Genomic DNA, 26472 nt, shown 5'->3' on the forward strand with positions numbered 1-26472 from the left:
TGCATCACCTGCATGAAGAGCTCGTCCGCGCGGACCTGGCTGAGCGGCGAGCCGAGGCAGCACGATTACTCACGATCCCGCCGCGCTCGCGCCGGTCTGTTGTTCTGCGCCTCCGCGGCCGGTTCGCGGGCACCCTCCGCCGCCTCGCCGATCACCTCGAACCTGCCTGATCGTCCAGACGGGCGCGGTCAGTTCTCGCGACCTGAATCACTCATGCTGGCTCGTATCGCTCAAGGCGGCGGCGCAACTCCAGGTTCTCCCCCTGCGCCACTTCCAACGCTCTGCGCAGTTCCGCGACCTCATGGCGCCGAGCGACTCGTTCCTCCTCCAGTTTGCGAGCGAGCACTCTCACCGGAGCCGACGACGAGGCGGCGGGCTCATCCTCTGTGACCGCGGGGTTCACTGAGCTGCGGAACTTCGCCCGTTGCCGTTCAATCTGGGCACGTAGTTCCGGGTGACGGTAGAGGAAGTCGGTGCTCACACCCGCGGCCTTGGCGACGGCGGTGAAGCTGACCGGCTCGCGCGATACGGCCAAGCGCCTCAAGGCCTTTCGAGCCTTCTCCTCTGCTGCTGTTGTTCGCGCGGCGGCTGCTTGTCGTAGATGCTTCGGAAGATCGCTCACTGCGTCTTCTCCTCTTCTAGGCCCGCATCGGGCCTATCGACTGTGCCGGCCCCGCGAACGGCACGGGACGGCCCTGCCGAACGCACGCCCACCTGGTCCAGGGCGATCAGAACCTTGCGCAGCGCCGTGGTTTCGGCCGTTCGCCCAGCCAGCCATACGTTGTCGCAGCTCATGGGCTCACCGTGACGGGCAGTGAATTGCGCCTGCCGTCGGCTGATGAGTGTCTCGGTGTCGTCGAGCTGGCGGCGTAGTTCGTCGCGGTGGCTGGCGTCCGTGACGAACTTGTCGCAGCTCAGGCAGGCGTTGCCTTTGGCGCATAGCTGTTTGGGCGGGAGTAGGCACCAGCCGTTGGGCAGGACACGATCGGCTCGCTGGTCGAGATGAAGAAGATCGAACATGTCGCTGGGGTCATCGTGGGCCACTCGTCCATCGGCGGTGACCTTCTTGTATCGGAGGAACTCCCGCTCCGCCGCCTCAGATCGAGTCTTGGCGTAGTGCATGGTCATCGTCGGAGTGAGATGGCCGAAGTACCTCATCACCACATGGATGGGAACTCCGGCATTAATCAGGTCAGTCGCCCGCGTGTGCCGGAACTGATGAGTCTGGGAGATGCGAACCGGCCGCCCCATGCCGTCAGTGATGTTCAAGCGCTGGGTGAGCTCACGCAGCCGCGCTTGATAGGTCTCAGCCGGGAAAGGATGCCGGCCGAGACGGTTGCCCCGTGTTCGCAAGAACAGATAACGCGGCGAGGTTCCGGCGACGCTCTTCTGTTCGTTGAGCAGCTGGCGTGCGACCTCTTGCTGCGCGCGGATGATGGCCACGATCTCGGCGTCGACAGGGATGGTCGCGGGCTGCGATGTTTCGATCTTCGTCTGCTGGTAGGCCAACCTGGCGACGAAGCCATCGCCGGCTTCGGCAGCCTCTCGCGCTTCGGGCGAGGCGTGGAGAAGGGGCGAGAGTGGTTCAAAATCCATGAGCAGGATCTCGCTCATGCGGCGTCCGGTGCGAATCTGCAGCATGAGGGCGTGAAAGGCTTGGACATCACCGATCCCGCCTTGTTGCTTGGGCAGAGCCAGCAGCTCAGAACCTGCGGCGATCTGATTGACGACTTCCTCTTCGAGCGCCAGGTCATCGGCGAGCTTGTTGACCATCCGCGGCTTGTCCTCGGGCCGGAAGAGGACGGTGTGATGCGAGGTCAGCCGCAGCCAATGAGGTTCCTCCAGGAGCGCAGCGGCCTCACGCGCGTTGTCGAACATCCATCGGTAGAAGGTCTCGACCGTGATCAGCGGCTGTCGGAGCCCATTGGTCGACAGCCGGCCGCCCTTGTTCGGACCGCTCATCACTGTGTGCTGCCGTAACGACTCAACGAATCCGCGTGTGAGGGCACGTAGGTCGTGGACGTCGTCGACGAGATGCGGACCCGCGCAGCCGACTTCGTCGAGATACCACTGGAACCACTTGAAGTGATCAAGGCGGCTCTTGATCGACGACCACACGTAGTGGCCGGTGAGCAACTGCGTCGATAGCCACCACTTGCAGGCCTCACGCAGCCAGTCGCTGGTCAGCTGGCTGAAGTTCGCCCGATGGCGCCCTTGCGGCTCGTGCTCGCGCATGGGGATGCGCGGGTCTAGCACTGGGTTCCAGACGTTCAGGCGCCACCACGGCCCGTCGTGGTAGGCATAGACCAGGCGATCTTGGATGCGCTTGATCACGTAGGCGGCGAATTCCTCGACATAGGCGCCGACATCGCCCTTTCCCAGCCGCATGCGTGCTCGTCGAATCTCCTGCGTCCAGGCCTCGACGGGCATGGCCATCACCGAGCGGGCAGCGCGGCCAGTTGCGGTGCCGTGCTGGGTGGCCAGCTCCAGGCCGATGCGTGCGGCCTGGAGGCGAGGCCCGTTGATCAGGTGACCGTCTGCGACCTCGTGGTGGATGAACCAGGCCAACTCCCAGATCATCTCCCGGGGCAGGCCTCGCATGCTGACGGCCTGGCTATTCCACTGCCCGCCCTGCCCGACCTTGACCGTTCGGAACGCCTGAGCGTAGTCCGCGGGCATGTTCTTCGAGTCGAAATGATCCTGCCGATGATCTTCCGGCAACGATTCCCACAGCTTCTGAGCTTTGGCCGGGGAGAACAGATCGGCGAGAGGAAGTCGTGGGTCGCGCTCTTCGCGGCGCTTGCGCTGAGGAACGCGCGGCTTTCCAGTAAGGGCTGGAGGCTCTTGCTGCGTTGACGGTTCAGGACTCATCTGGCGCCGCCCCACGCTTGGGTGATGGCTTGCCAGTCCGCGCAGGTGCGAAGCTCAGCGTCTTCGGTCACGTGGGCATAGGTGTTGATCGTGGTCTGGACGTCGGCATGCCCCAGCCTGCGCGAGACCACGTGCATAGGCGTGCCGGCCAGCAGCAACGCTGTGGCGTGGGTGTGCCGGAACCAGTGCGGGGTCATCGACTCCGGCAGGTCGGGCACGCGTCGCTTCATCGTCGCGAGGTGCCTATAGACACTCTCCGGGCGCATCGCACCGAACCGCGGGCCGCGGTGCAGATTGCAGAAGACGTAGAAGCGATCCCAGTCCTCCACCTCGACATCGGCGCCGGCTTCACACAAAGCCCACACCCATTCGCCATAGAGACGGTCCAACTCGGCACCGACGTGGATCCGCCGGTATCCGCTCTTAGCCCGCAGGCCATGCGGGTGCGCTGGCCGGTCGGACACCTCGATCAGCGCGGTGTCGCCCGTGCCGGTCTTCCAGTCGCGGTGCTGCAGCCGCAACGCCTCGCCCAGGCGCAGGCCCGTCTCCTCGAGCAACGCCCAGAGCAGCCGGTAGCGCAGCTCACCGATCCACGTCCCCGAAGCGGGATCCCAGCGGGCCTCCGCTTGGCGTAAGGCGGCAGCCTGCTCCGGCCGCAGCACAGGGATGCCGCGCGATCGTGTCCTGACGCGGATCCGGCTGCGTCGACGCCCATCCCGCCGGGCGATGTGCTCCAGGAACGGCAAGTAGGAGCCAGGGCGCGAGCGCACCGTCTCATACAACTGGCCGGCAACATCCACACCCGCCTCGGCGTGGTAGCGGTAGAAGCCCATCACCGCGCGGACGCGCACGGCGATCGTCGACTCCGCCGGGGCGATGGCGCCGATCGAGGGGACCACCGAGACGCCGACAGCGCCACACCGAAGCTGCCCGAGGAAAGTGCCGACGTCAGCGACGCCCACCCTGTCCCAAGACTGGCCACGCGCATCGAGGAACGTCCACCACAGCTCAAGACCTTTCGCGTAGCTCTCGACGGTGTTCGGGGAGTGATCCGTCGAACGCAAGTGCTCCAGGTAGCGCTCGATCGGCTGCACGACTCGGTAGTCGGCACCGAGCACCGTCCAGGTAGGTCCATCCGATGTGGCCACTCGTTGTTTGAACGCCACGTACTCCTCCTGCATCGTGTCACCGACGTCAGCGGCACGGCAGATTCTGCCGGATATCACACCGCTGACGATCATCAACCTGACCAGGAAGGCTCTGTCACATCTGTCAGCGGCACGGAGAAAGAGCACCAGATAACACGTCGTGCCCCTTGCGGAAAGTTGGGACTCCGGCGCCTCGGCGTGGACGCCCGCGCGACGTCAGGCCTACGCCAACGATCTGTCCGGCCCGGGTCACCTGGTCGCTGTCACCGCGCGCAGCAACCGCCAGAAGGCCGACCAAGATCCCAGCACGTGGTTGCCGATCGAGCCGGTGAGGTGCCGGTACATCGCCGAATGGACCGCCATCAAGACCCGGTGGGAGCTCACCGTCGACACCGCCGAGAAGAACGTCTTGTCCTCGATCGCGGCCGGCTGCCCCAATGTGCCGCTGGAGATCGTCCCGCTGCCGTAGGCGTGCTGCTCGACGTGGTGGTCCTGGGTGCTACTGACCGTCCAGGTAGGCGAGCAGTCGTGGCGCGGGGTGGCGGTCGAGGCTGTGCCGGGCGCGGTCGTAGGCGCGGGTGGTGCGGGGGTCGGCGTGGCCCATGGCGTCCTGGACGTCGCGCAGTGCGGCGCCGGCGTCCAGGGCGAGGGTGGCGAAGGTGTGCCGCAGGCCGTGCGGGCTGAGCTTCGCGGCGGCGGGGATGCGGGCCTGGCGGGCGACGCGGCGGATGAGCTTGGTGATCGCCCAGCGGTCCATCCGGCGGCCGCCGGGGTGCGGGCCGGAGGGTTCGGTGGTGAACAGCGGGCCGGCCAGCTGCTCGCGGGTGGTGCCGGCCCGTTGCGCGCGGTCGGACAGGTAGTCCTCGAGGGCGGCGGCGATCGGCGGGGCAAGCGGGTAGCTGCGCTTCTTGCCGCCTTTGCGGATCACGGTCAGGGTGCGGTAGCCGCGCCGGTGGCCGAGGTCGGCGACGTCGGCGGCGCACACCTCGGCCACCCGCAGCCCTTCGGTGAGCAGCAAGCCGAGTAGTGCGGTGGTGCGCAACCGGACTGGGCGGGCATCGGCGCCGGCGGCGGCCAGAAAGGCGGCGGCCTCGGCGCGGGACAGGCCGACGGTGGCGCTGTGGTCGCGGTCGACGGCGGGCCGCTTCAGCCCGGCCAGCGGGTTGCGGGTGCCGACGTCGTGCGCGAGCAGGTAGCCGTACCAGGCGGAGACGGCGGCCAGTTTGCGGGCCACGGTCGAGTTCGCGTACCGCTCGGTCAGGTGCACGACGTACTCGTCGATGTCGCTGCGGTAGGCGCGCAGCGGGTCGCAGCGGCGCGCGCACCAGCGCAGGTAGCCGGCCAGGTCGCGGTGGTAGGCGGCGGTGGTGGCGGGCGAGGGCCGGGTCTGCAGCCAGACGGCGGTCAGCCGGCGCAGGCCGTAGCGGTGCTTTAGCTCGACCGGGCCGAGGCCGGGCAGCGCGACGACCGCGGCGGTGATGAGGGCGTGCCGCTCGCCGGGGGGCGCCGCGGCCAGCCGGGTGGCGCTCAGCGGGGCCTGTGGCTCCAGCATCGGCCGGATCGCGTCGCGCGGATCGATCTCGTACACCATAAGAGTCATTATGGGGTACGAGAATTACCCAACTAATCATGATCATTGATCTTGAAATGGGCTCGAACCTGCCCGGTTTGTGGTGAATTTATGATCTTGGGAGGGGTGCCAGCCCTCCCGGGGGTAGAAGTAGCCGAAGCCGCAACACGACGACCGGCGGTCCCGGGTTGGGTACCGCGGGGGGTCACGACCTAGGCTGAGACGCCAACGGGCCTCCTGCCCGCTCGGTTGGAAAAGCGGCGCGTGGCAGGAGGCCCGCCCACCCGACCTAGCGGGTGGCGTCGCGATCGGTCAGCGTCCACACCAGCCAGCCCAGCCACAGCACGAACCTGGCCAGGGCGAGCGCGGTGCGCACCTTCTGCTGCCGATCGTCGTCGAGACGGTGCTTGCCCACAGGCGTCATCTCCTTCTTCGAGCCGCCGGTCCATCCGGCGAATTCGACCGGATGCCGCCGCGCGGTCACGCCATGGAGCCGAACCGTCCCTGGGATGACCGTAGAGCATCGGCGGGCCCGTCCCGAAAAGCGGCGATCGGGCGGGGAGAAGTTCTCTTACACCGACACGTAGTGCCGACTTGCAAATCCCCCGAACGCGCCGGATCTCGGTCGCGAACATGCAGGTCGGGCGGGTCACGCAGGGGCAGACCCGGCGAACGTCTGGAGGAGAATCGCGTCATAGCGCCTTGGTGCCAGAGGGGGGCATCGGCGGACGAGCGCCTACCTAGGGCTGCGTGCGCGTCAGAAACGTGGCGATGGCCAGCGCCAGGCCGACGAAGCCGGCGAACCCGGTCGCGCCGACCAGGATGGCGATCGCCGCGGGGGTGCCGCCGAGCCAGGCCAGGCCGCCGCCGACGATGGCAATGAGGACACCGGCGGTCACGATGACCGCCATCCACAATTCCCGGTTGCTGTTCATTGCACTTCCTTGCGTCGTGTCGTTGTGGCGGTGGAGTGTCCGCCCCGTCGCTCTCTACGCTGGTGGGGCGCGCTCGGTCCTGGGAAGACCAGGAACCGGCGCGGGTGCTCGTGCGGTGAGGATGCCCGGCGGGGAGCGGAGGGCCCTACGGCCATGAACGACTTACCGGCACCCGAGGTGGTGCGTTTCGTACAGTGGCTGCGCTCAGTCATGGACGAGGCCGGCGTGAGCCAGGTCCGGCTCGCCCAGCACCTGGGCATCCGCGACAAGAACAAGATCTCCAAGGAACTCCGCGGCGAGTACCTGCCGGCCTGGGAGTACGTGGAGCCGAACTACCTGATCCCCATCGAGGAGATCACCGGCGGTCTGCTGCAGGCCGAGGTCATCGCGCAGGGACGGCTGCTGTATGCGGCGGCCGAACAGGTCGCCGCCCCGCACCTGCCCGTCCCGCGCGAGCAGCTCGAGGCGCAGGTGATCGCGCTGACGCGCAAATGCCATCAGCTCACCGAGCAACTCCTGGACACCGCCCGCCAGCAGGCCGAGCTCCGTGACAACTTGGAGGTCGCCCAAGCGGAGATCGCCGCGGCTGCCCAGCGCGGCGCGCAGGAACTGGCTCGGGCCCGAGCACGCGGCCAGGCCCTCGAGGCTGAAGCCGAGCGCTACCGGGAGTTGCTGGCCGAGATGCGCGAACAAGCGATCACCCGGGATGCCGAGCTCACCCGCCTGAACGCCGACCTGCAGCTGGCCCAGATCAGCGCCAGCTACGCCGCCGAGCTGGAGGCGGAGCTGCGACGGCTGCGCGAGGGCCGCGCCCTGGTCGACGCGGTCGTCGACGGTCAGTCCTCGACCGAGGCCTCCGCGCCTGCGGACAGCCGACCGATCTGGATCTCCGATCGGGCCGAGCGCCCGGCCGGTACTGAGGACCATCGCGTCTTCTGGAACGACGGCAGGGTGCTTGACGTGCGCGACCTGACCCCGGTCCTGTACCTCGACCGGGGGAGCACCGCCTTGACTACTGTGGCCGAGATAACCTCCGCCGGCGCACTCGTGATGATCGCGGCCGCAGTTTCCGCGGCGGTCGTGTTCGGCCCGCCGTTTTGGCTGTGGGGTTGGCCGGGTGCAGCGCTGACGGCCTTGGCGCTGCTGCTGCTGGCGCTGTCCGCTCCGGCCAGCCGCGAAACCCTCTTCACGTTGGTGGCGGCCCTGGGGGACGCGGTCTACGTATTGATCAGCTTCGTACTGTCCGCGCCCATCCGGCTGGTCCTCTATCTGATCACCACGCTGCGGACGACCCGTCCGGTCAGGCAACCGCGCCTGATGCGTGTGTTGGCGCCCCTGGTCGGCGACGATTTCCGCGCTTGGTACGGCACAGTGCTGCCCGGCAGCGTGGCCGGATACCTGGTGGCCTGCCGCTCTGGCCTGTACGTGCTGATGCCACAGCAGTCGTGGCAGCCGGATCTAGCCGCCCTGGCCACCGCTGTGGCGCGCATGAGCCCGCTCAGCGTCGGCGACTCGCGTATTCCGGTCGTCGCTGCAGCCGTCGTCGACTTCACGGCCGGCCCGGACCCCGCTATGAACGGGATCCACATCCTCCGGACCTCCCAGGTGCGTCGCTGGATCACCCAACGCCCACAGACCCTCAGTCCTGAGATCCTTGACCGGATCGCCGCGTCCAGAGCGGCGCCATCGTCGTAAATCCAGCTCCTGGGGTCCCCAGGAATGGTCCTGGGGACCCCAGGAGGCTCGCCGCACCGGTCAGCCCAGCCCTGGAGGCGGCGGGTTGGCCCGCTGGTATTCCGCCATGTTGATCGCACGCCAGACGTCCAGCCACCGTTCCACCTGCTCGGCGTCGTCGATGCACATGGTTACGATGGCGCGCACGACACGCAGCGCGGGCAGGTGGCTCTGCTTGACGTTGAGGGCGTCGTACATGGTGCTGGCCGGCACCCAGAGATCGCTGCCGTCGATGCGGTGGGTCGGATTCGTGAATGGGTTGCCCGCCCACGCGCGCAGGGTCCGCAGCTGGTAGCGGAACTGCATGGGAGTGCGGGCCAGTTCGGGATCGGGCGGGGCGCTGGGGGAAACAGGCGCTTTCGTAGCAACGCTGGCGCGCGGCTTGGCAGCGCGGGTCGCCTCACCACGCGGCCGCCGGGGCTTGCGCTCGACCGGACGGTCCTTGCCTGCGGCGGCGCGCGCGAGTTCCCAACGCGGCCGCCAGTCGTCCGGGTTCTCACCACAGGCCACCACGAAGTCGCGGGTGACCTCCCAGGTAGGACAGCGGTAGCCGGCGGCCGCGTCGGCCAGAACCGAGCGGGAATGCCTGGTGCGCTCTTCCAGGTCGCGGTAGGACGGCCGGCCAGCCCGCCAGCGCAGATCACGCAGCGCCTGAGCCAGGTCAGCCAGCGGGCCGTCCCACGTGATCGGCTTTTCAGGCCGAGGCATCGAAGGTAGGTCCTCGTGGGTGTTCGCCGGCGCGGTCAGCGGTTGCTGTTGTCGTCGGCGGGGTTCAGCTGGCCGATGGTCGCGGTCATCGCGGCGAGGGCCACGCCCAGAGCGAGGGCGGGGTCGCTGCCCAGCGCGACCAGCACGACGATGAAGACAAGCACGAGCGTGAGCGTGACCGGCCGGATCGTCGGCCAGGGCAGGCAGAGCGCAGGCGTGTACGGCAGGGGAAGCATGGATCTCCTTGGCGTTCATGGTCCGGATGAGCTGTCGCCGCGCCTCCGCGGATGCGCCGCAGGGTTTGCCCTCCGCTGCGGCTCGCAGAAGCGTCGGTAACACCGCATGATGCCGCCTGCGGCCATAGACCGGCATCAGAGCGTGGTAATCGCTGATTCCGGACAACCTCCGCCCGTCTGAACAGCCTGAACAGCAGACTGTTCGCCCTGTTCAGGCCAGCGTTTAGCGCCAGTATGCGGAGATGATCAGCTCCCGAAGATGCTCGAGTGTGCACGAAGTGGTCCGAGAAGGTCCGAGCGGCTTAATGGACAAGTCCCAACTCGGGAACGATGGAGCCATGGCGATCGGCAGCGAGCCCCGACACGGGGTGTAGGGCCAGGTCAGCCGATTCCGAGGCGTCAGTTCGTTGGTCCGGATGAGCGCAGCGGAGCACACGTGACGGCCCTCCCGATTTGCCCCGGGAGGGCCGTTGTCTTGCTCGGGAAGTCCAGACAACTGCGGCGCCGGACAATACCTTCGACGGCATTACCGATGGCTTGGCGGCGGCCCGCCCTGGCAGAGGGCTGACACGAGCCCGAGAGCCTCGACGGCGATCGTCTCGTTGCCCAGACGCCGGCCCCACGTCCTCCGCGATCTATGACCCGAGCCCTGCGCTGCGCCTCGAAGCTGGGCTTACTCGCAGTCTTAAAGCTGTGACTGGTCGGACAGAAGCGTCGAGGGGGCGGCAACGTCTACAGTTTGACGCCCAGTTATGCAGTCCCGATGCATGATCATGCAGCCGGTGAGGGCGGCGAACCTGTCGGCGCCGAGGCGTACAACGGCGCCATGGACGCATTCGAATTGAACGTGACAGCCGTCTCCAACCGCGACCTGAAGACGCAGGAGTTCGACCGCCAAGTCGAGCTGATCAAGCCGCACATGGCCTGGAACCCGGCCACCTGGACATGGCACGCGCGGCTCAGCGGCTCGCGCGCCGAACACGCCACCGAGGTCCTCAACACCCTCTTCGAGGCCGCCCGCCTGTACGGCACCGCCGTCACCGTGCACCCGGCGCCCACGGACGGCGGCTGAGCCACCCGGCAGTCCATGCGACAGGAAAACCTGTCAAACGATCTATTGACAGACTAGCCTGTCAATATGGCGTGGAAGCAGCTGCCCGACCAGGACAAGGCCGATGTGAAGTTCGAGCTGCGCAGGCTCGCTGAACGCGTGGCCGACCTGGTCACCACCGCCACACCCGCCCAGCCGTACGACGGCCCGCCCGAGCAACGCACCGCCGGCCAGCTCGCCCTCATCCACGCGGCCACCCTTCTGAAGACCATGGCCGACGACCTCGCCGACCAAGCCGCCCATGAGGCCGGCCAGCTTGGGCTAGCAGGCTTCCCCCAGCTCGGTGAGGCCGCCGGGATCACCCGTCAGTCAGCCCGCGAACGCTGGCGGCACCTCATCCCCGAACAACATCGCCGCCGCGGCCGCCGCCCCGCTCCCCCGCCCGCCAAGAACCTTTCCGCCAAGAACCTGCCCGCCGAGAGCCCTGCCGGCGAGAGCCCCGCTGAACCCGCTGGCGCGCCCGAGCTGAACGGCTTGCCGGACGGCCCTCCGGATGCCGGGGCGCCGAGCTCGGCGCCCGCCTCCCGACCCGCCACCGAGTCGACCACTGAGGCGCCCACCGAGCCGCGGCCCGCGACCGTTCCCAGCACGCCGCGCCAGCCGGCACGCTCCCGCAACCCCGTCCGGGACGTCCCCTCCGGTCGGCCATGGACGACCGAGACCGACCCGATGAAACGGCGCCGCTGGTTCACCGATGAAGAGCTCGACGCCGTCCAGGTCGTCAAGACCGACCATGACGACGGCGCCTACTGGGTCATCGTCGCCGGGCACCTGCTGGGCACCGTGCAGCCGCACCGCACCGTCACCGGCGGCCGCTCCGGATGGGAAGCCCGCCACCGCAGCGGCACCACAGCCTGGCATCTCGGCAAGGGCGCTGGCGGCGGCACCCGGCCAGCCACCCGCGACAAAGCCGTCATCGACCTGATCGCCGACGCCCACCACGCCTGGCGCAACCACCGCGAGCTCGCCAAGCGCGACGCCGCCCGGCGTCGCCTCGAAGCGAACCGCCCCGAAAGTAATTGACAGGAACATCTGTCAATTACGAACCCGCACCCCAGCACGCCGCGCCCAGCGCACACTTGAGCACACCACCCCGTGACAGGAGAGAGCCAGATGCCGCTGATCCCCAGCGAGTACAGCCGCGAGGACCTGCAGAAGATCGCCCGGGACGAGAACGCGAACGCTGCCCAGCGCTCCACGAAGGGCGACACGTGGGCAGCCAAGCAGCACCAGGACAACGCCGACGAAGCACGCGAGATGCTCCAGGCCGGCCACTACGGGCGCAACTCCCGCAAGCACCAGTGGCGGTGACGGCGGGCCGCTGGAAGCCCTCCACAGTCGCAGAGGGGCCCCGGCCCCCCTCCTTTACGAGGGGCCGGGGCCCCTCTGCTGTCCCCTGCTGATGCGGCCCCGGCGCGACGAACAACCAGAGAACTCAAGCGGAAAGCAGCCCAACCAGAACCAACACCGCACATCCAATGATCTTGAAATCTCCAGGCAGCAAGATAGGTACTAAGTACCCCCTGATCGCAATCTCAAGATCAACTACAGTGCTAAGGTATCGTCACCCGATACACGGGCAGACCCCGGCCAGCTCCGGGGTTTTTCATGCCCCTGACCACGCCCGCAACCCTCCGGACCAGGGCTTCCCGCGGCCCTCGCTAGCTGCGGAGCAAGTTGTAGGTTTGGGTTCCCCAAACCGGCAGGAGGGTGCGGTGACCGACGCCGAGAAACCACTACCGAAACCGCGCCGGCGAACCCGTGAACACGGGCAGGGACAGCGCGGCAGACGCGTCAACCTCCGCCTGTCCGACGCCGAACACGCCGCTCTGGAGAAGGCCGCCGCTCTGGACGGGACAACCCTGGCGGGCTACGTGAGCGCGGCCGCGCTGTCGGCCGCGCGCGACGAAATGCCGCCCGATGCGCGCGAGGCGATGGTGCGCCTGTTCGCCATCCAGCGCCAGGTGCTCGCTCTGCGCACCGCGCACGAGGAGGCCGGCGGATCCGACTCAGGCGAGCTGGCCGCCGCCATCTACGACATGCGCGAGGACCTGGAGGAGACCATCGAGGAGTTCATCAACATCTCCCGCCGGGCCCGCGGGCAGCGCGCGCGATGGACTCCGACCCGTTTCCACCGCGCGCCGGCGCCACCGCAACCGGCCCCCAGTGCCGCCCCGCGGCTGCCGTTGACGGCGCGCGAGTGGACCGAGCAACTCGCCGAGCTCGCCCGCCAACTGGAGGACGACGGCACCACCCTCGCACTTCAGCACTGGAACCACCGCCGCCTGTACGACGCGCTCGTCAACGCCGTCGTCGCCCTCGGGCACGCCCACCCCGGAGGTCTCGACCGGATCCAGCCTCGCCGCTGAACGGCGTGTCGTACGACCTCCGATAGGGGCCGGATCCTGCCGCAGCAAGATAGTGGGTTGGGTTCCCCAAACGTGGAGGAGTCCGGAATGGACCAAGGTATCTCGGCAGGGATACGACCTTCGGCAAGATCGGAAGCAACTTTTCCCTACAGGATCAAGGCGCCCGCGTCGCGGCCGCCGTTGGGTACGAGCACTGACCAGGCAACACACATCCGGCAACGGGCACGACCAGGGCGACGCCGACAAGACCCGAGTTCAGGCGGCGCCGCCGCGCTCGCCGAGCCCGTCAGCCGTCCATATGTTGAGTGAGGATCATCGGCAGGCTGGCCACGACGGCGACCGCGACGACCGGCGCCAGGACGTGCAGCGCCAGCCCCCAGAGGCTGAACGTGTCGGCGACCCAGGGCAGGTGTGGCCAGCCGCACAGCACGAGCATCGCCGCGAGGAACAGCCGCTCGATCCGTACCAGCTTCGGCGAGCGAATCGGCTGACCGCGTGTGATCAGGTAGACGCGGGTGCCGAACACGGCCAGCACGAGCAGCGACACCGCCGGTCCGATCAGCCACCCGGTTATCCACTCGCGCGTCCAAGGGGCGGACCCGTCTGCGGCGACGCCTTGAATCTCGACGCTGGTCCAGGCCAACGCCAGCGTCAACACGATCATTCCTGCGACTGCCAGCCGGTTGGCGGCGTTGGTGGGGGTCATGCGGTCACCTCAGCACGCGCGGGCGATTGCCGAAAGGCGATGTTGACGGACCTCGCGGACAGGCTTACGCGCCCGCGCGACGGTCATGTACCAATGCATCTGCGATGTACGGGTGCGCCGAGTTGCCGAAAGATCGTGGGCTGAGGTTGGACGATCGGCAGACTTCGGTTCCCGCTGTATCGAGCTGGGGCCGATCGCCGGCCGATGGTTCGTACCTCACCACCGGCCACCGAGCACGGCAGGTTCTCGTGCGTCGATCCCTCAGGATCAGGGCGCCTCTGTCCCTTCTTGGTACATGGGCTGCCCCCCACTCACGGTTGCGGGTCAGCGGTGCCGTGCTTGGCGTCGATCACGACGGGCGGGATGGGAGTCCCTCTTTCCGCCGCCTCCAGGTCGATCGCTTCTACGGTCGTGCTTGTCACGTCATAGATCCGCTTAGCAATCGCCCTGTTGCCGGCACTGCGGTACTTGTTCCTCTGCTCCCGCCACAGCGTTTCGAGAACCGCAACGAGGGTGGGTCCCGAGACCGGAACCGCGACGAAGCCGTCAGGTTGTTCGTCGACCACCTTCGGTCCGTTGAAGTTCCCGGCCTCGTGTGCGTGCTTGTAGATGAATCCCCAGGTGTCGAAGTGGCAAGTAAACGTGATGCTGGAGACACCCGCAGCCTTCTCCAAAGCGCTGCGTATGTGCGTGCCAGGCATCGGCCAGGGCAGTCCGCTCCTCCGCTTCCAACTGCTTGATCGCCTGCTTTTCCGCACGAGATCGAAACCAAGCCATCCTTGATCCTTCCGGCAGACGAACGGGCGCCTACAGCTCTGCGTCGTTATCGAACCTCAGCTGTAGGAGGTCGTAAAGGCGCGTGGACTTGAGCATGCTGAGCGGGTTTCGTTGCGGCGGCTGGCAACAGCCCGGGTGGGTGACGCAACAACGAGCACGGCGAGTTGCCGAATTGTTCTTATGGGGTATCAAGAGCGCCGCCCGGCGCGAACCGCGCCGGGCGCAGCCTGGAGGATCGGCCGGCCGGGCGTGCGGCTCTTCGGCCGGTCCCGGCCGCCGCCCGCCAGGCAGCGCCCACGACCCGAAATCGCCAGTCCCCCGCGCACGTCGCGGGCTCACCTCAATCGAAAATCTCGGTGACCCAGACCTTGATCCGCCGGGGATTGCTGTCGACGACCAGGTACCAGTAGTCGTCGTAGGGCACCTCCAGGACGACAGGGCTGACGTCGAAGAAGCCGCCGTAAAAGCTGTACGGGTCTTCATCGAGATAGGCCTGGTAGTCGCCGGCGTCCATGAGGCACACCCGGGCGGTCGAGCCGCGCCAGTCCACCTCGAAGCAGGCACCGCCCGCGTAGGACCCGAGGTCCCAGTAGAGATGCTGCACACATCGTTTGTAGCTGCTCACGTACTGAGCAGGAAGTAGTCGCGTCCGGAAACGCGCTACGTCGGCGCGCCGGTGATGGCGGACGAAGACGCGCTCGCCGCCCAGGGGAGAGGGGATTGCAGCATCGCCTTGACGCTAGTCAGCCATGCCTGGCAGACCGATCCGACTATCCATACCTTCAGGTCAAATAGCACAAGTCTCAGCACCATGGCGAGGGGCAAACATGAGACTTCCAGCATGGCTCAGGGCGCGAGAGGGCCGCAGCAGCGTTAATGGTGACAACGTCCCCGACACGCCGCCACCAGATCATCCGCAGACCGACCTGCGTATGGCCACCGAGCTCGGCGACGCGCTCATCGCCTACTGGCGCAACGGCGGATGGTTCGGCTGTGACACCTTCATCAGGTGGCTGATCAATCATGGCCACGTGGCCGAAGCCGCGTACGCGCTCCAGACCATCGCGGCGGTACAGCGCGATGAGGAGGCGGCCAAGAACGTACGGGAACGAATGCGCGGGCCGGAAAACAAGCTGGCGGAACGACTCCGGGAGACGTTGCCAACCCAGCTACCCGGCAGCCGGTCAGGCGTGTCCCAGGAACCTCTTCCCAGACCGGCACAGGTTTCGTAGCGCGGCTGGGCCTCACGATCAACTCATTCGGCGCCCGTCGTACGGGCTAGAGGGCGAGAGTCGGCCGCCGTTTGGCCAGCTCATGGGACGGCGACAGCAGAGTGTCGCTACCTCCCTCCCCTCCCTTCTGGCACTCTTGTTGAGCATCCGAGTACCAGACAATGGGAAGCCACGGAGGAACGATGTCTGCTGCCCTGCAAGCCGCCGACGCCGCGCGACGGGCGGTCGATGACGCTCAAGAGGCCAAGGCGCGAGGCGCCATCGTCGACGCTGTGATCAGCCAAAAAGGTGGTGTCGGCAAGTCCACTATCACCGTGAATCTGGCGGCCGTCGTCGGAGAGAACACCCGCCCCAACCCTGAGGGCGAAGACGCCCCAGTCGTAGCCGCAGGGATTGACCCCCAGGGGTCCATGGAGAAGTGGGCTGACCGGGTCGCCGAAGAGCGTCTGCCGTTCGACTACCTGTCCACGCAAGGCAGCAACGATCTGCTGCCGAAGTTGAAGCAGGATCCACTCGTGCGCCGCATCATCGTGGACTGTCCTGGCTTCATGGACGTCGACCCCAACGCCACCCGCAGCAGAGACCCTCTTGGACATGGCGCCGCAGCGGACGCCCTGCGCGCTCTGCTGGCCATCACTGACCGTGCCATCGTGCCGATGAACCCTGAGTGGCTCACTTACGATCCCACCGAATACACCATTGAGCGTGTCCTCCGCCCCCGCGGCATCCCCTTCCTGGTCGTAGTCAACCGATGGGATGCACGTGACGGCGATGAGGACCTGCTGAAGGTCAATGCCTGGATCGACAAGCACGGCTATCCGCGTGCTCCCCAGCCCATCCGCAAGTACAAGATTCACACCAATGCGGCGGAGAAGGGCCTGGTCGTCACCCAATATCAGCCCTCCGGGACCGCCCTGCGCGCCAAGGAAGACTTCTACAAGCTGGCCCTAGCGGTGGACGGGGTGAGCGTCTGATGGGTCGGCGTCGAGGCGAGGACCCCGTCGCCGTTCAGCACGCTCCCAAGTTGGTCACTGAGATGGCCAAGGCGTTGCCGGTGCCGTACGAGGCCATCGGTAACAGCCCCAACTTGATCGACGTCGAACGGGACGACCTGGCAGCCTGCGAAGCTGCCATCAACAACCTGCGGATTGCCTACTGGGCGGCAGGAAAGGCCCTGCAAGTGATCAGGGATGCCCGCCTGTACCGTGCCGACTATCCCACCTTTGAGGAGTACTGCGAGCAGCGCTGGGACATGAGTCGCAGCTACGCCAACCGGCTCATCCGAGCGTGGCCTCTAGCCGAGCGACTGGTGCCAATTGGCACCAAGGACCCGAGCGAAGGCCAGGTTCGGGAGCTGCTGCCGTTGGCGGCGCATCACGGTGAGGGCGCGGCCGTCACCGTCTACCAGACCGTCATAGAAGCCGACGGCGTCCAGGTCACCGCAGCGGTCCTAAAAGGGGCAGTCGACGCCGTTCCGGAGGGCGACTTCGATGACGCCGAGGCGGTCAAGCACATCCGCGCCTACCTCGCTCAACTCGGCACCTCGGAGAACACGACCCCTGAGATCGATGCGGTAGAAAGCTTCACCGCCGAGACCGGCCGGCTCCGCACCATTCTGCAGCGAGTGGTCAAGCGTGACATCCTCCGCGGTGCCGCCAGGGATCATCCCGAGGAGGTCCGCCAAACCCTCACCGAACTGCGAACGCTGCTGGACGAGATCGAAAAGAGTGCGTTCCACGAGCAATAGGGAGCCAAGCGAAAAGCTCTGGTACCGAACTCGCCCGGACATGACAAGGGACCACGGACAGTCCGTGGTCCCAGGCCTCTTGAGGGCTGAGGGCGCCTATCTGATCGGCTCCACGGCAACGAAGCCCGTGCAAGCGCAGTCGATATCGCTGTCCCCATACACGACATCGCAGGGGTGCCCAGACTTCCCTGCGTGCAACCTCGCCTCGTGTCCGCAGACTCCGCACGGGGCCTCTCCTTCGGCAGGACGCTGGTCGGTCTCTGCCGACCGGAACTCCGCCAGAAGATCGTCGGTGTCGACCCAGGGCTTGTCTATGGCCCTGGCGAGGGCGTCCACGCCGTCCATACCCGGTGTGATCCCCAGACCCCGCAGCAGCATCGACGCTCCCGTTCTCGTCAGCTGGGTGTCACCGGGAATCTCGGTGTCGAGCCCACGCGAGTGCAGCAGCTCTCGTACTTCGCGCACCAGGTGCTCCGGATCGAAGTACTGCCGGTTGGTGGTCATTGGGTCTCCTTCCACGTCAGGCCAGTGATGCACTCGTAGACCTCGATGTACCGGGCTCTGGTGGCCTGCACGATGTCGTCAGGGATCGGCGGCCCGGGCGGCGTGCGGTCCCAGTCGAGCGTGGAGGACCAGTCGCGGACGAACTGCTTGTCGAGCGCGTGCTGGGTGCGCCCTGGCTGCCAGGAGTCCGCCGGCCAGAAGCGGCTGGAGTCGGAGGTGAGCACTTCATCGGCCAGGACCAGCGTGCCGTCCGGCGCGCGGCCGAACTCGAGCTTGGTGTCGGCGATGATGATGCCCCGTTCGGCGGCGATCTCAGCTCCGCGCCGGTAGATCTCTAGGGTCACGTCTCGCAGTCGAGCGGCGGTGTCGGCGCTGATCTGGTCGACGACGTCGTCGAAGGTGATGAATTCGTCATGCCCGGCCGTCGCCTTCGTGGTCGGCGTGAAGATCGGTTCCGGAAGCTTCGAGCCCTCAAGCAGCCCGGCCGGGAGCGGCACCCCGGACACCGTGCCCTTCGCGCGGTACTCCTGCAGCCCCAGGCCGGCCAGATAGCCGCGGGCGATCCACTCGACCGGCAGCATCTCCAGGCGCCTGCACCGTACGGCACGGCCAGCCCACTCAGCGGGCACGTCTGTGTTGATCACATGGTTTGGGAAGACGTCGGCAAGCTGGTCGAACCACCACAGGCTGAGCTGCGTGAGGATCTTGCCTTTGTCAGGGATGGGTGTGGGCAGCACGACGTCGTAGACGCTGACACGGTCGCTGGCGACCAGGATCAGGTCCTCGCCGTCGAGGTAGACATCCCTGACCTTGCCCGAATGAAGTAGTTCCACAGAAGATCCTCTAGTTGTCGATCTCAAACTCGTAGGACTGCCAGCGCCCGGCAGCAGAGACGTACTCGCCGTACTCCAGCACCAGGCCCTCGCTGTCTATGACCCAGTTCCGGCCCCGGAGCACCGGTGATCCCACAGGAACTCCCAGGTCACGGGCGTCCTGCTCAGTGGCCGCGTCGGCGGCGTTCTGGTCCCGGGAAGTCTTGATCACCCGACCAGTGACCTCTTCCAGGTAACCAAAAGTGCCTTGAAGGATGCGTTCCGTCTCCAGCAGGCGGGGAGCGGGCTCGGCGAGCTGGCCATCGAACCAGCTTGTAGACGCCGAGACAGGTCGATCACCGCGAAACGTCACCCGCTGGCGCCGTATCGCCGGAGCGCGGGCCTCGATACCCAGCGCGTCAGCCACTTGCTCGGGTGCATCCACCATCGAGGCCGACAGGATCTTTGCGTGCTCGTCGGGCGGGTAAATGCGACCAGTCCGCCGGATCGACACTGCGCGATCTATCGGCGAGTGGGACGCGCTTGTCGTGTTGACCACCGTCCCGATGCCCACCACTGCACGGGTCAGGCCTTCTGCTCGCAGGGTGGTCAGCACCTTCGTGGCGGTGGCCAAGGCGATGTTCCAGTCCTTGCTGAGCTGACGAGCTGACGGGATCGTGTCGCCGTCCTGCAGCTCGCCGCGTTCGATCTGGTCCCTGATATGTCGGACCACCTGCAAGTACGGGGGCTCAGGCCGTTGAACCTGGGGTGCCACTGAACTCCTCCTGCTGAACCGGGTCTTTTGAGGCCTGGTCCAAGCGTACTAGTACACCGAAGGGAAGAGGTAAGTCACCCTGCCGACACAGCCTGCGCCAATTAATTGACGGTGTTCTAGTACACCATCTACATTGCGTCCTAGTACACCAAGTCCGTTTTCGGACGAGACAACGAAGGGCGGCCCTGGTGCTGAACCCACCAGGCCGCCCACAGGGTCGCACCCGTCCCCTTCAGAACAGGAGAAACGACCCAATGACCATCCTTGCAGAGGGGCTGGCTCAGGAACAGCTGCTGCTGCCTTCCGAGGTGGCGGACGTCTTCCGTGTCCACCCCGAGACCATCCGCCGGTGGGTACGGAGCGGTCGGCTCAAGGCTGTGCCGACTCCCGGGGGGCGGCTCCGCCGCTTCCGCTCCACGCACATTGCGGAGCTGCTGGCCGCTGAGGCGGTGGCGTGAATGGGGAAGCGAACGAGCATCGCCGGAGCCGCTGCGTCGAGCGCGGTCAAGTGCGTGGCCCTCGGGCTGATCTTGATTACCGCGACGCCTGCAGAGGTCATCGAGCACCAGGCCTCCTGCGCTCAGTGTCAGGAGGCGGCCCGATGACCACCACTCCTCCCGCACAGAGTCTCTCGCCTGCTCAGCAGGCCAAGGCCCTGCTGGCTTACGCGGCGGACGAAAGCCGCTTCCACGACACCTACACCTACGACGGCACGTGTCGGCGCCGAGACAGGCTTAACGAGGCCGAGGAGGCCACTGCGACGTACGCCGCGCAGGCCGCGACCGCGCACGCGCTGCTGGCCGTCCTGGACGAACTCCGCGAGCTGCGGACCGATCTGCGCCAGGCCGCCGCCGCCCGGCGCGAAGAACTCCCCAACCTCGCCGCCGGCGTGCGCGAGCTCGCCACGGCGCTGAAGCCGCTGTCGGACATCGCCGAAAGCGTGGACGGCCTGACCGACCAGGTCGAGGCCGTGCGCGATGAGGTCGAGGACGGCCTGGCCACCGTTGCCAGCGGGGTCGAGCTGCTGGCCGACCGCCGCCGGAGCCGCCGGTGGTCCCGGCTGTGGTGGCCGGTGCGCCGCCGACACTCGCCGAGCGTCGCAGACGTGAGGAAGCGGCTGATCGAGGCCGCCACGCCGGCGAATCCGGTCAGCGACGCCCTGACCCGTGCCGCCGAGCTGCTGGATCGCGAGGGCTGGGATCCCAGCAGCGTGATCGGCCTGGATGTGATGAAAGCCGTCAGCCGGGTCGCCATGTCCTCGCCTGACGCGCCGTGCCATCAGGAGCTGCGCACGCAGGTGTGGGACGCCGTCGTGACGCACCTTGATGGGCAGCCGCTGTCGGAGTGGCAGCGAGAGCCCCGCCGTACGCAGGGCCAGGTGGTGGCCATGCTGCGCGAGGTCGCGGCGAAGACCGCCGTCTGCGAGCTGGCCACTGGCCCGAAGGAGGTGGACCGGTGAGCATCGCGACTCCTACTCCCGACCGCGACCCGTTCGACGACGACGTCGACCGCCTCCTGGTCGAGATCGAGCGCCGTCTGCTGTTCGACCAGGCGCCCGCACCGGCGTCGTCGCTGCCCGAGCGGGTGGCCGACGATGAGGCGGGCGGTCGCGAGGTCGAGACGGTAACCGCCGCGCAGGTCGACGTCGACCAGGACGACGAACTCGGCGACGACGTCGACCAGGATGACGCGGACGAAGCGGATGGGGACGACGACATCGTCGACGGCGAGATCGTCCCGGACCTGCCCCTGGTGTCCGGGGAGACCCGGCGCGTGCAGCGGCTGCGTCTAGAAGTGGCTGAGGCGCACCAGCTGGCGCGCCTGCAGGCCGATGAGGCGCCGCTGGCGGTCGAGTCCACGAAGGTGCGCCGGCGTCGTAGCGCTGTCATGGAGGCGGCCCGGCTGCATGAGCTGGCTCAGGATCCGGTGGCGCTGGCCTACCGCGACGCCAAGGTGCGCCGCACGACCACGACGATGGTCATGGTCGCGGTCGTGATCGGCCTGGCCGTCTCCAGCATCGGCGTGCAGGCGTCGGTGGCTACGGCGCTGACGCTGGAGAAGTTCTCCGTCGCCTGGTGGGCCGCGTTCCTCATTGAGTCCGCCATGAGCCTGCCGCTGCTGGCCACGGTCGCGGTGCAGGCCTACTCCGCGATGCGCGGGAAGGTCGTCGACCGCGCGTCTGCGGCGGGCAAGAAGATGTTCCGCGTCGAGGCGCTGCTGCTGGCGCTGACGCTGGTGCTCAACTGCTGGCCGGCGTTCGCGGCCGGGGGCAGCTTCGGGGACAAGGTACTGAACCTGATCGTGCACAGCCTGGGCCCGGTCGCGGCGGTGACCGCGGTGTGGGTGCTGCCCGCGCTGTGGTCGGTCCTGGAGGTGTTGCCCGTACCGGAGGCCGGACCGGGCCGTACCGGAGGCCGTACTGACCTTCAGTACAGGGCGAACGTCGGTCGCCGGTACGGCGCTCCGCCGCCCCGTACGAGGGTCGATATCGAGGCTCTGACCCTGCGTGCGCGCGCCCTGATCGCTGACGGGAAGCTGTCGGCCGACGCGGGCGTGCACAAGTTCCGTGAGGCGCTGGGGTGCGGCTCTGACACCGCCAGCAAGGTCAAGAAGGCGCTCGCGGCGCAGTCCGGGGGTGCGGCGTGAAGCCGATCGTGACCGAGCACCTGACCCTGTTCCCGGCCAACCGGCGCGACGATCGGTTCCTGGGCACGCTGTTCTACGACGTGGCTGACCCGTACGCGGTGTCGCTGGCCTACGTCGACCACGGCAGCGAGATGGCGGCGGGCGCGACGTTCGCGCGCACGCTGCTGGTCGACTACCTCACGTCGGAGCGGTGGATCGGGCCGGACCGGGTCGTGTTCGGCCCGCACGCCGAGCCTGGCCACACCGTGATCACGATCGCGCCCGACGACCCCCAGGCCGACAGCGGGGAGGCGGTGCTGTACTGCTCGACCAGGCTGTTGCAGCAGTTCCTCGACGCGACGCTGCGCGAGGTGCCGCTGGACGGCGAGGCCGCGTGGATCGACTGGCACGCCGAGCTGGCCATGCTGCTGCCCGACCGGCAGCGCACGATCGCCGTGCGCCAGGCCGGCGGCATGTTCGACGGGTGGGGCACGGGCGTGCTGACCGCCCACTGGAACCAGGCCGACACCTTCATCGTGCAGGTGCCTGACGCGGACGGCCTCCTGCTCACCTGGCAGGTGAGCAGGGCGAGCCTGGCCAGCCAGGCGAGCGGTGACGGCTGGTTCCGCCTGGCGTTGCCCGGCGACGACGGCGACGTCCTGGTGCGCTGCGCCGACGTGCACGCCTTCCTGACCCGTGTGGGAGGTGCGGCGGCATGAGCATCACCACCGTCCCCCAGGTTCAGGCGCTGCCCCACAACGAGCTGGTGCTGCTGGCGGCCGCCTACAGCGAGCTGCTGGCCGCGGCCAGGGCGAGCGTGGCGGCCGCCGCGTCCGGTGAGGCCGATGCGCTGGTCTACGTGCGTGAACACCTGGCTGAGCATGGTCAGCTGCCGCTGGTCGGGGCGCGGCCGGTGGTGCTGTTGGCGCAGGCCGCCGTCCCGTTGATGCACCGGGCGGGGGTGGCGTAGATGGTGAGCACGATCAGCGTGCCGACCGCGTGCGCTCGCTCGTTCGCCGGCACGGCGGCCTCCGTCGGCGTGGCCCGCGCCTGGGTGCGCGAGGTGCTGCCGGCTGGGTGCGGCCGGGTCGACGACGTGCTGCTGGTGGTGTCCGAGCTGGCCACCAACGCGGTGCTCCACTCCGCGAGCGGCACGCCGGGCGGCCGGTACGCCGTGCAGCTGGAGGTCGACCCCGGCGCCCGGTCGGTGGGGGTGACCTGCATCGACCTGGGGCCCGCGCTGGTCAAGACGCCCCGCCCGGTGGGTGAGGGCGGGCGTGGCCTGGCCCTGGTCAAGCAGCTGGCCGACGGCTACGAGGTCCGCGCCGAGCCGACCAGCCGCACCGTGTGCTGCTGGCTGGACTGGCCCGCTGACGGCCGCTCTGGTTCTCACGGCCCGACCGGGCCGTGACCTGCTGAAAGGAAGACTGATGAGTAACTCGACCGGCCCCTGGTCGGGGGACATGCTGGACAGCCCGGAGATGGTCGAGGCGTTCTCCGGCCAGCTCCGGGCGGCCCTGGCCGAGTACGTCGACTACGTGGCCCGTATCCGCCGGGACGCGGAGGCGATGTGGCGGGCCAACCCGCCCGCCGAGTTCGGCACCTTCGAGGCGTGGTGGCGCCACCACAAGGTCACCGCGCCGTTCGCCAAGCTCCAGGAGCACCTGGAGGCCGCGGTCAAGCTGACCTTCGAGGTCGCGGCTCAGCACCGCCGGCAGCGTTTTGAGCTGCCCGCCGCCCGCAAGGCCGCTGCTGAGGCCAGGCAGGAGGCCGCCGCGATCAGCCGTGGAAGCGCCGTCCCCCGCCGGTTGAGCGGCGGGGGACAGCCGTACCCGAAGCCCCGCCCGGCGGCTGAGGAGGACGGCAGCTTCCTGGACATGGTCCGCCGTGACCGGCCGGCATGACCGCACGATCCGCCGCCGCCCCGGACCCCGCCGGGCGGCGGCACCCGGCCCACCCGATGCGAGCCCAAAGGAGGCGTAGTGAACCGGCCGATGACCAAGGAAGAGCGACGCGCCTACAACCAGCGGCAGCACGCCGAACAGCGCCAGGCGCTGGTCGCCGGCCGTGGCCCGCAGGGGCTCGCCGAACTGTGGTGGGACCAGGCCCGGAAGATCGCCCGGGATCGCGCCGCGAACGGCGACGAACGGGCGTGGGCCGACCTGGCGCTGTGGCTGTCCAACTACTGCGATCGCTACGGAGCGTGAGGCGCGGTGTTCATCTTCATCTTCATCTGCACCCGGATCCCGGCCCGAGCCTCGCGTAATGCGAGCGCGCGAGCGCCCGCGCGCACGAGCGCGCGAGAGTACGCCATCCCGTCACTGACCGTCAACGCCTGAAAGGAGCACACACCGTGGCTGACGACCCCACCAAGGACGGCACAGACGCCAAGATCGTGTCCTTCCGGCCGCGGTCGGACGGCGCCGTCACGCCCCCGCCCCCGCCCCCGCCGCTGCCTCCCGCCCCCCAGCCTCCGGTCCTGGCGGCCGCGGACGCTCCCGCCGGCAAGGAGATGGCCCCGGCCGCCTTCCTGTCCGAGGGCCTGCCCCGCGCCGAGACGATGGGCCCGCCGCCGGCCCTGATGATGCCGCCGCCCCCCGCTCTCCCGGACGCCAAGGCCGGCGACGACTCCGCCGGCGATGAAGAGGGCGAGGGCGAGTTCGCGCCGCTGGCCCCGGCCGACCCGGACCACCCCACCACCCAGGAGACCCTGCAGACCTGCATGACCCTGGTGACCGCGCTGGGCGTGGCCGCCGCCAAGGGCATGTGGCACCGGGCGCGGCACCGCCAGGCGCTCGCGGACCAGGCCCGCGCCAACGCCGACCAGGCCAAGACCAAGGCGGCGGCCAACGGCCACCACGGCGGCCACGGGGGCGGCCGTGGCGGCTCTCGGGGCGGCTCTCGGGGCGGCTCTCGGGGCGGCGGGGGCATCCTGACCGGCTCGCGGCACGAGGGCACCTCCCGCAAGCGGCCAGGAGGCTCCCACGCGGGCGGACACGGCGGCCTTGGGCACCTCGACCACGGCGGGCGCAAGAAGCGTAAGAGGGGCCCCGGCAACTCCCACGACGATGCGCACGGCAGCGGCTCCCACAAGCGCCGCAAGGGCTCCAAGGCCGCTCCTGGCGGCCGGACGTCGACCGACCGGGGCCCGTCCGGGTCCCAGCACGGCAAGCGCCGCAAGGAGGGCAAGGGCGGCAAGGTCAAGGGCGGGCTCGGCGACGGCCCGTGCATCCAGGCACGTAAGCCCCGCAAGAGCGACGCCGACGTCACGGGCGACACCAAGGGCGCCATCAAGGGCGGCGGCAAGGGCAAGGACGGGCAGGGCAAGAAGGGCAAGGGCGGCGCGGACGCGACGCCGAGCTCCCCGAAGCCCCGCCCGATGACGTGGAAGGCCCCGCGTAAGAGCAAGCCCGGCCCTGGTGGGGACCGGGCGCTGCCGCCCGGCCGCAAGCGCTGGAACCGCCGCCCCGGGCCGGCCGCGCCCACGGGCACCGGCTCCAAACGCCGCCCGGGCCGCAAGGCACGGCGCCTGCGCAGGCCCCGGTGGATGCGCTGGACGCTGCGCTGGTCTTGGTCCCCGGCGTGGGCGCAGCGGCGGTGGGCCCGCCGCATGGCGGCCAGCTCGGCGAGCACGAACACCTCGACCGGCGCGACCGGCGCCACTGGCACGGCCGGTGCGGGGCGGGGCGGGCGGGAGTCCTGGACCCGGACGCCGCCGCCCCCGCCGCGCGGCGCGGAGTGGATGCGGCCCCCGCCCGGGGCCGACCGGTCCACCCGGATCACCGTCGAGCGCGTCGATGCCCGGCCCCGGCAGCGCAGGCAGAGCGCACCGGCCCCGGTGGCGGGCGCACCGGCCGCCGGGCGGCCCGCGCTGGCCCCGGCCGCCGCCAGCTCGACCACCACCCAGACCACTGCCCAGACCACCACCACGACCACCACCTCGACCCCGACCGGGACCGCGACGGAGGTTCGCCGTACCGCGGCGCCGTCGCCGGCGAGCGATGAAAGCCCGACCGTCCAGGCCGCTGCAGGCCAGGCCACTGGAGGCCAGATGAACCGACCCGCGATCCCGGCCGTGCCCGCACCGCGCCCGGCCACCGTGGCGGTCAGTAGTGCGGCCATGTCGGGCCACGGCGTGCAGTACGACGGCGACGCCGAGCTGACCATCCGGGACGTGATCGAGGCCGCCGAGGACGCGGCGGAGGAGATCACCGAGGGTGTGGAGGCGGCCCGCGCCACCGCGATCGGCGCGGAGCGCATGGCGGGGCGGCTGGAGGGCCTGCAGGCCGAGATCGTCGAGTTGAAGGTGCCCGGTTGGCTGGCCGCCATCTGGGGGCGGCTGGTCGACAAGGCCCTGCACGTCAAGGCGTCCGCTGAGGGCCTGGCCGCAGCGCTGCCCGCCGCCTCCGAGGCGATCTCCACGGCGGCCGGCAACGCCGCCGCCCGCCACGTGGCCGTGGCCGACGTGACCCGCGACCACGGCCACATCCGGCCCGCCGAGCGCGAATACCACGACGAGTAGGAGACCCCGGTGAACGAACTGAGCAGCTCGACCGGCGACGCGCTGGAGGAGGGCGGCAGCGTCCTGCCCCGGCTTGTCCGCTACGGCATC

At 68.6% G+C, this 26472-nt stretch carries 32 protein-coding genes; 18 read left to right on the forward strand and 14 right to left on the reverse strand.

Annotated elements, in window-relative coordinates:
- Positions 1-211: 211 nt before the first annotated feature.
- Genes ABGB01_RS42855 through ABGB01_RS42865 form a run of 3 tightly spaced genes read right to left on the reverse strand, consistent with a single transcriptional unit; the run spans position 212 to position 4052 of the window.
- The gene (locus ABGB01_RS42855) at positions 212-622 is read right to left on the reverse strand and encodes a DUF6262 family protein (protein ID WP_347779793.1); all 411 of its coding nucleotides are present in this window, start codon (positions 620-622) and stop codon (positions 212-214) included.
- Positions 619-2871 carry a tyrosine-type recombinase/integrase gene (locus ABGB01_RS42860; protein ID WP_347779795.1) on the reverse strand — a complete coding sequence of 751 codons (2253 nt, stop codon included), beginning with the start codon at positions 2869-2871 and terminating at the stop codon, positions 619-621. Before ABGB01_RS42860 ends, ABGB01_RS42855 begins: the two co-directional genes overlap by 4 nt.
- Positions 2868-4052, reverse strand: a complete 1185-nt coding sequence (locus tag ABGB01_RS42865; RefSeq protein ID WP_347779797.1) for a tyrosine-type recombinase/integrase — start codon at positions 4050-4052, stop codon at positions 2868-2870. Before ABGB01_RS42865 ends, ABGB01_RS42860 begins: the two co-directional genes overlap by 4 nt.
- A gap of 127 nt (positions 4053-4179) precedes the next feature.
- Here ABGB01_RS42865 and ABGB01_RS42870 point away from each other — a divergent pair, with 127 nt between their 5' ends.
- Positions 4180-4488, forward strand: a complete 309-nt coding sequence (locus ABGB01_RS42870; RefSeq protein WP_347779798.1) for an HNH endonuclease family protein — start codon at positions 4180-4182, stop codon at positions 4486-4488.
- A 30-nt stretch (positions 4489-4518) separates the two neighbouring features.
- Here ABGB01_RS42870 and ABGB01_RS42875 read toward each other — a convergent pair whose 3' ends face one another.
- From ABGB01_RS42875 to ABGB01_RS42885, 3 genes are all read right to left on the reverse strand, one after another.
- On the reverse strand, positions 4519-5610 hold the full coding sequence (locus ABGB01_RS42875) for a tyrosine-type recombinase/integrase (protein WP_347779799.1): 1092 nt from the start codon (positions 5608-5610) through the stop codon (positions 4519-4521).
- A 268-nt stretch (positions 5611-5878) separates the two neighbouring features.
- A complete protein-coding gene (locus ABGB01_RS42880) occupies positions 5879-6073 on the reverse strand; it encodes a hypothetical protein (RefSeq protein WP_347779801.1) in 195 nt (64 codons plus the stop codon).
- A gap of 256 nt (positions 6074-6329) precedes the next feature.
- Positions 6330-6524 (reverse strand): hypothetical protein, encoded by a 195-nt coding sequence (locus ABGB01_RS42885; RefSeq protein WP_347779803.1) that lies wholly within the window; start codon positions 6522-6524, stop codon positions 6330-6332.
- A gap of 153 nt (positions 6525-6677) precedes the next feature.
- Between ABGB01_RS42885 and ABGB01_RS42890 the strand changes: the two genes are divergently transcribed.
- The gene (locus ABGB01_RS42890) at positions 6678-8219 is read left to right on the forward strand and encodes a hypothetical protein (RefSeq protein WP_347779805.1); all 1542 of its coding nucleotides are present in this window, start codon (positions 6678-6680) and stop codon (positions 8217-8219) included.
- Positions 8220-8279: 60 nt separating this feature from the next.
- Here ABGB01_RS42890 and ABGB01_RS42895 read toward each other — a convergent pair whose 3' ends face one another.
- Together ABGB01_RS42895 and ABGB01_RS42900 are read right to left on the reverse strand one after the other, a co-directional pair.
- Positions 8280-8966 carry a hypothetical protein gene (locus tag ABGB01_RS42895; protein ID WP_347779807.1) on the reverse strand — a complete coding sequence of 229 codons (687 nt, stop codon included), beginning with the start codon at positions 8964-8966 and terminating at the stop codon, positions 8280-8282.
- A 35-nt stretch (positions 8967-9001) separates the two neighbouring features.
- On the reverse strand, positions 9002-9202 hold the full coding sequence (locus tag ABGB01_RS42900) for a hypothetical protein (protein WP_347779808.1): 201 nt from the start codon (positions 9200-9202) through the stop codon (positions 9002-9004).
- A 763-nt stretch (positions 9203-9965) separates the two neighbouring features.
- On the opposite strand from ABGB01_RS42900, the gene ABGB01_RS42905 reads away from it, so the two are divergent.
- From ABGB01_RS42905 to ABGB01_RS42920, 4 genes are all read left to right on the forward strand, one after another.
- Positions 9966-10274 (forward strand): hypothetical protein, encoded by a 309-nt coding sequence (locus ABGB01_RS42905; RefSeq protein ID WP_347779810.1) that lies wholly within the window; start codon positions 9966-9968, stop codon positions 10272-10274.
- Positions 10275-10340: 66 nt separating this feature from the next.
- The gene (locus ABGB01_RS42910) at positions 10341-11336 is read left to right on the forward strand and encodes a hypothetical protein (RefSeq protein WP_347779812.1); all 996 of its coding nucleotides are present in this window, start codon (positions 10341-10343) and stop codon (positions 11334-11336) included.
- A gap of 90 nt (positions 11337-11426) precedes the next feature.
- A complete protein-coding gene (locus tag ABGB01_RS42915) occupies positions 11427-11624 on the forward strand; it encodes a hypothetical protein (protein ID WP_347779814.1) in 198 nt (65 codons plus the stop codon).
- A 404-nt stretch (positions 11625-12028) separates the two neighbouring features.
- Entirely contained in the window at positions 12029-12682 is a 654-nt protein-coding gene (locus tag ABGB01_RS42920; RefSeq protein ID WP_347779815.1) for a DUF1778 domain-containing protein, read from the forward strand.
- A 286-nt stretch (positions 12683-12968) separates the two neighbouring features.
- On the opposite strand, the gene ABGB01_RS42925 is transcribed toward ABGB01_RS42920, so the two are convergent.
- From ABGB01_RS42925 to ABGB01_RS42935, 3 genes are all read right to left on the reverse strand, one after another.
- Complete coding sequence (locus tag ABGB01_RS42925; protein ID WP_347779817.1) at positions 12969-13388, reverse strand: hypothetical protein; 420 nt, start codon at positions 13386-13388, stop codon at positions 12969-12971.
- A 311-nt stretch (positions 13389-13699) separates the two neighbouring features.
- Entirely contained in the window at positions 13700-14062 is a 363-nt protein-coding gene (locus tag ABGB01_RS42930) for a hypothetical protein (RefSeq protein WP_347779818.1), read from the reverse strand.
- A 443-nt stretch (positions 14063-14505) separates the two neighbouring features.
- Positions 14506-14769: a DUF1883 domain-containing protein gene (locus tag ABGB01_RS42935; RefSeq protein WP_347779819.1), complete on the reverse strand. Its 264-nt coding sequence runs from the start codon at positions 14767-14769 to the stop codon at positions 14506-14508.
- A 328-nt stretch (positions 14770-15097) separates the two neighbouring features.
- Between ABGB01_RS42935 and ABGB01_RS42940 the strand changes: the two genes are divergently transcribed.
- From ABGB01_RS42940 to ABGB01_RS42950, 3 genes are all read left to right on the forward strand, one after another.
- Positions 15098-15397, forward strand: coding sequence for a hypothetical protein (locus ABGB01_RS42940; RefSeq protein ID WP_347779820.1), 300 nt, complete (start codon positions 15098-15100; stop codon positions 15395-15397).
- A 182-nt stretch (positions 15398-15579) separates the two neighbouring features.
- Positions 15580-16371, forward strand: a complete 792-nt coding sequence (locus tag ABGB01_RS42945) for a ParA family protein (protein ID WP_347779821.1) — start codon at positions 15580-15582, stop codon at positions 16369-16371.
- Positions 16372-16433: 62 nt separating this feature from the next.
- Positions 16434-17144, forward strand: a complete 711-nt coding sequence (locus tag ABGB01_RS42950) for a hypothetical protein (protein WP_347779822.1) — start codon at positions 16434-16436, stop codon at positions 17142-17144.
- Between the two features lie 96 nt (positions 17145-17240).
- On the opposite strand, the gene ABGB01_RS42955 is transcribed toward ABGB01_RS42950, so the two are convergent.
- From ABGB01_RS42955 to ABGB01_RS42965, 3 genes are read right to left on the reverse strand one after another with little or no spacing between them, the layout of a single operon-like run.
- On the reverse strand, positions 17241-17648 hold the full coding sequence (locus ABGB01_RS42955; RefSeq protein WP_347779823.1) for a hypothetical protein: 408 nt from the start codon (positions 17646-17648) through the stop codon (positions 17241-17243).
- Complete coding sequence (locus ABGB01_RS42960; RefSeq protein ID WP_347779824.1) at positions 17645-18481, reverse strand: phosphoribosylaminoimidazolesuccinocarboxamide synthase; 837 nt, start codon at positions 18479-18481, stop codon at positions 17645-17647. The genes ABGB01_RS42955 and ABGB01_RS42960 overlap by 4 nt, the downstream gene beginning before the upstream one ends.
- Positions 18482-18491: 10 nt before the next feature.
- On the reverse strand, positions 18492-19235 hold the full coding sequence (locus ABGB01_RS42965; protein WP_347779826.1) for a GntR family transcriptional regulator: 744 nt from the start codon (positions 19233-19235) through the stop codon (positions 18492-18494).
- A gap of 254 nt (positions 19236-19489) precedes the next feature.
- On the opposite strand from ABGB01_RS42965, the gene ABGB01_RS42970 reads away from it, so the two are divergent.
- The 9 genes from ABGB01_RS42970 (at position 19490) to ABGB01_RS43010 (ending at position 26382) form a co-directional block, all read left to right on the forward strand.
- Positions 19490-19693 (forward strand): helix-turn-helix domain-containing protein, encoded by a 204-nt coding sequence (locus ABGB01_RS42970; protein WP_347779827.1) that lies wholly within the window; start codon positions 19490-19492, stop codon positions 19691-19693.
- A gap of 143 nt (positions 19694-19836) precedes the next feature.
- A complete protein-coding gene (locus ABGB01_RS42975) occupies positions 19837-20694 on the forward strand; it encodes a hypothetical protein (RefSeq protein WP_347779828.1) in 858 nt (285 codons plus the stop codon).
- Positions 20691-21881 carry a hypothetical protein gene (locus tag ABGB01_RS42980; protein WP_347779830.1) on the forward strand — a complete coding sequence of 397 codons (1191 nt, stop codon included), beginning with the start codon at positions 20691-20693 and terminating at the stop codon, positions 21879-21881. The genes ABGB01_RS42975 and ABGB01_RS42980 overlap by 4 nt, the downstream gene beginning before the upstream one ends.
- On the forward strand, positions 21878-22579 hold the full coding sequence (locus ABGB01_RS42985; protein ID WP_347779832.1) for an SsgA family sporulation/cell division regulator: 702 nt from the start codon (positions 21878-21880) through the stop codon (positions 22577-22579). The genes ABGB01_RS42980 and ABGB01_RS42985 overlap by 4 nt, the downstream gene beginning before the upstream one ends.
- On the forward strand, positions 22576-22830 hold the full coding sequence (locus ABGB01_RS42990; RefSeq protein WP_347779833.1) for a hypothetical protein: 255 nt from the start codon (positions 22576-22578) through the stop codon (positions 22828-22830). Before ABGB01_RS42985 ends, ABGB01_RS42990 begins: the two co-directional genes overlap by 4 nt.
- On the forward strand, positions 22831-23271 hold the full coding sequence (locus ABGB01_RS42995) for an ATP-binding protein (RefSeq protein ID WP_347779834.1): 441 nt from the start codon (positions 22831-22833) through the stop codon (positions 23269-23271).
- A 19-nt stretch (positions 23272-23290) separates the two neighbouring features.
- The gene (locus tag ABGB01_RS43000) at positions 23291-23764 is read left to right on the forward strand and encodes a hypothetical protein (protein WP_347779836.1); all 474 of its coding nucleotides are present in this window, start codon (positions 23291-23293) and stop codon (positions 23762-23764) included.
- Between the two features lie 90 nt (positions 23765-23854).
- Positions 23855-24067 (forward strand): hypothetical protein, encoded by a 213-nt coding sequence (locus ABGB01_RS43005; protein ID WP_347779838.1) that lies wholly within the window; start codon positions 23855-23857, stop codon positions 24065-24067.
- Positions 24068-24213: 146 nt separating this feature from the next.
- Positions 24214-26382, forward strand: a complete 2169-nt coding sequence (locus ABGB01_RS43010) for a hypothetical protein (protein WP_347779840.1) — start codon at positions 24214-24216, stop codon at positions 26380-26382.
- Positions 26383-26472 lie beyond the last annotated feature (90 nt).

The sequence above is a fragment of the Nonomuraea sp. B5E05 genome, assembly GCF_039880665.1.
In the GTDB taxonomy this organism is placed as follows: Bacteria; Actinomycetota; Actinomycetes; order Streptosporangiales; family Streptosporangiaceae; genus Nonomuraea.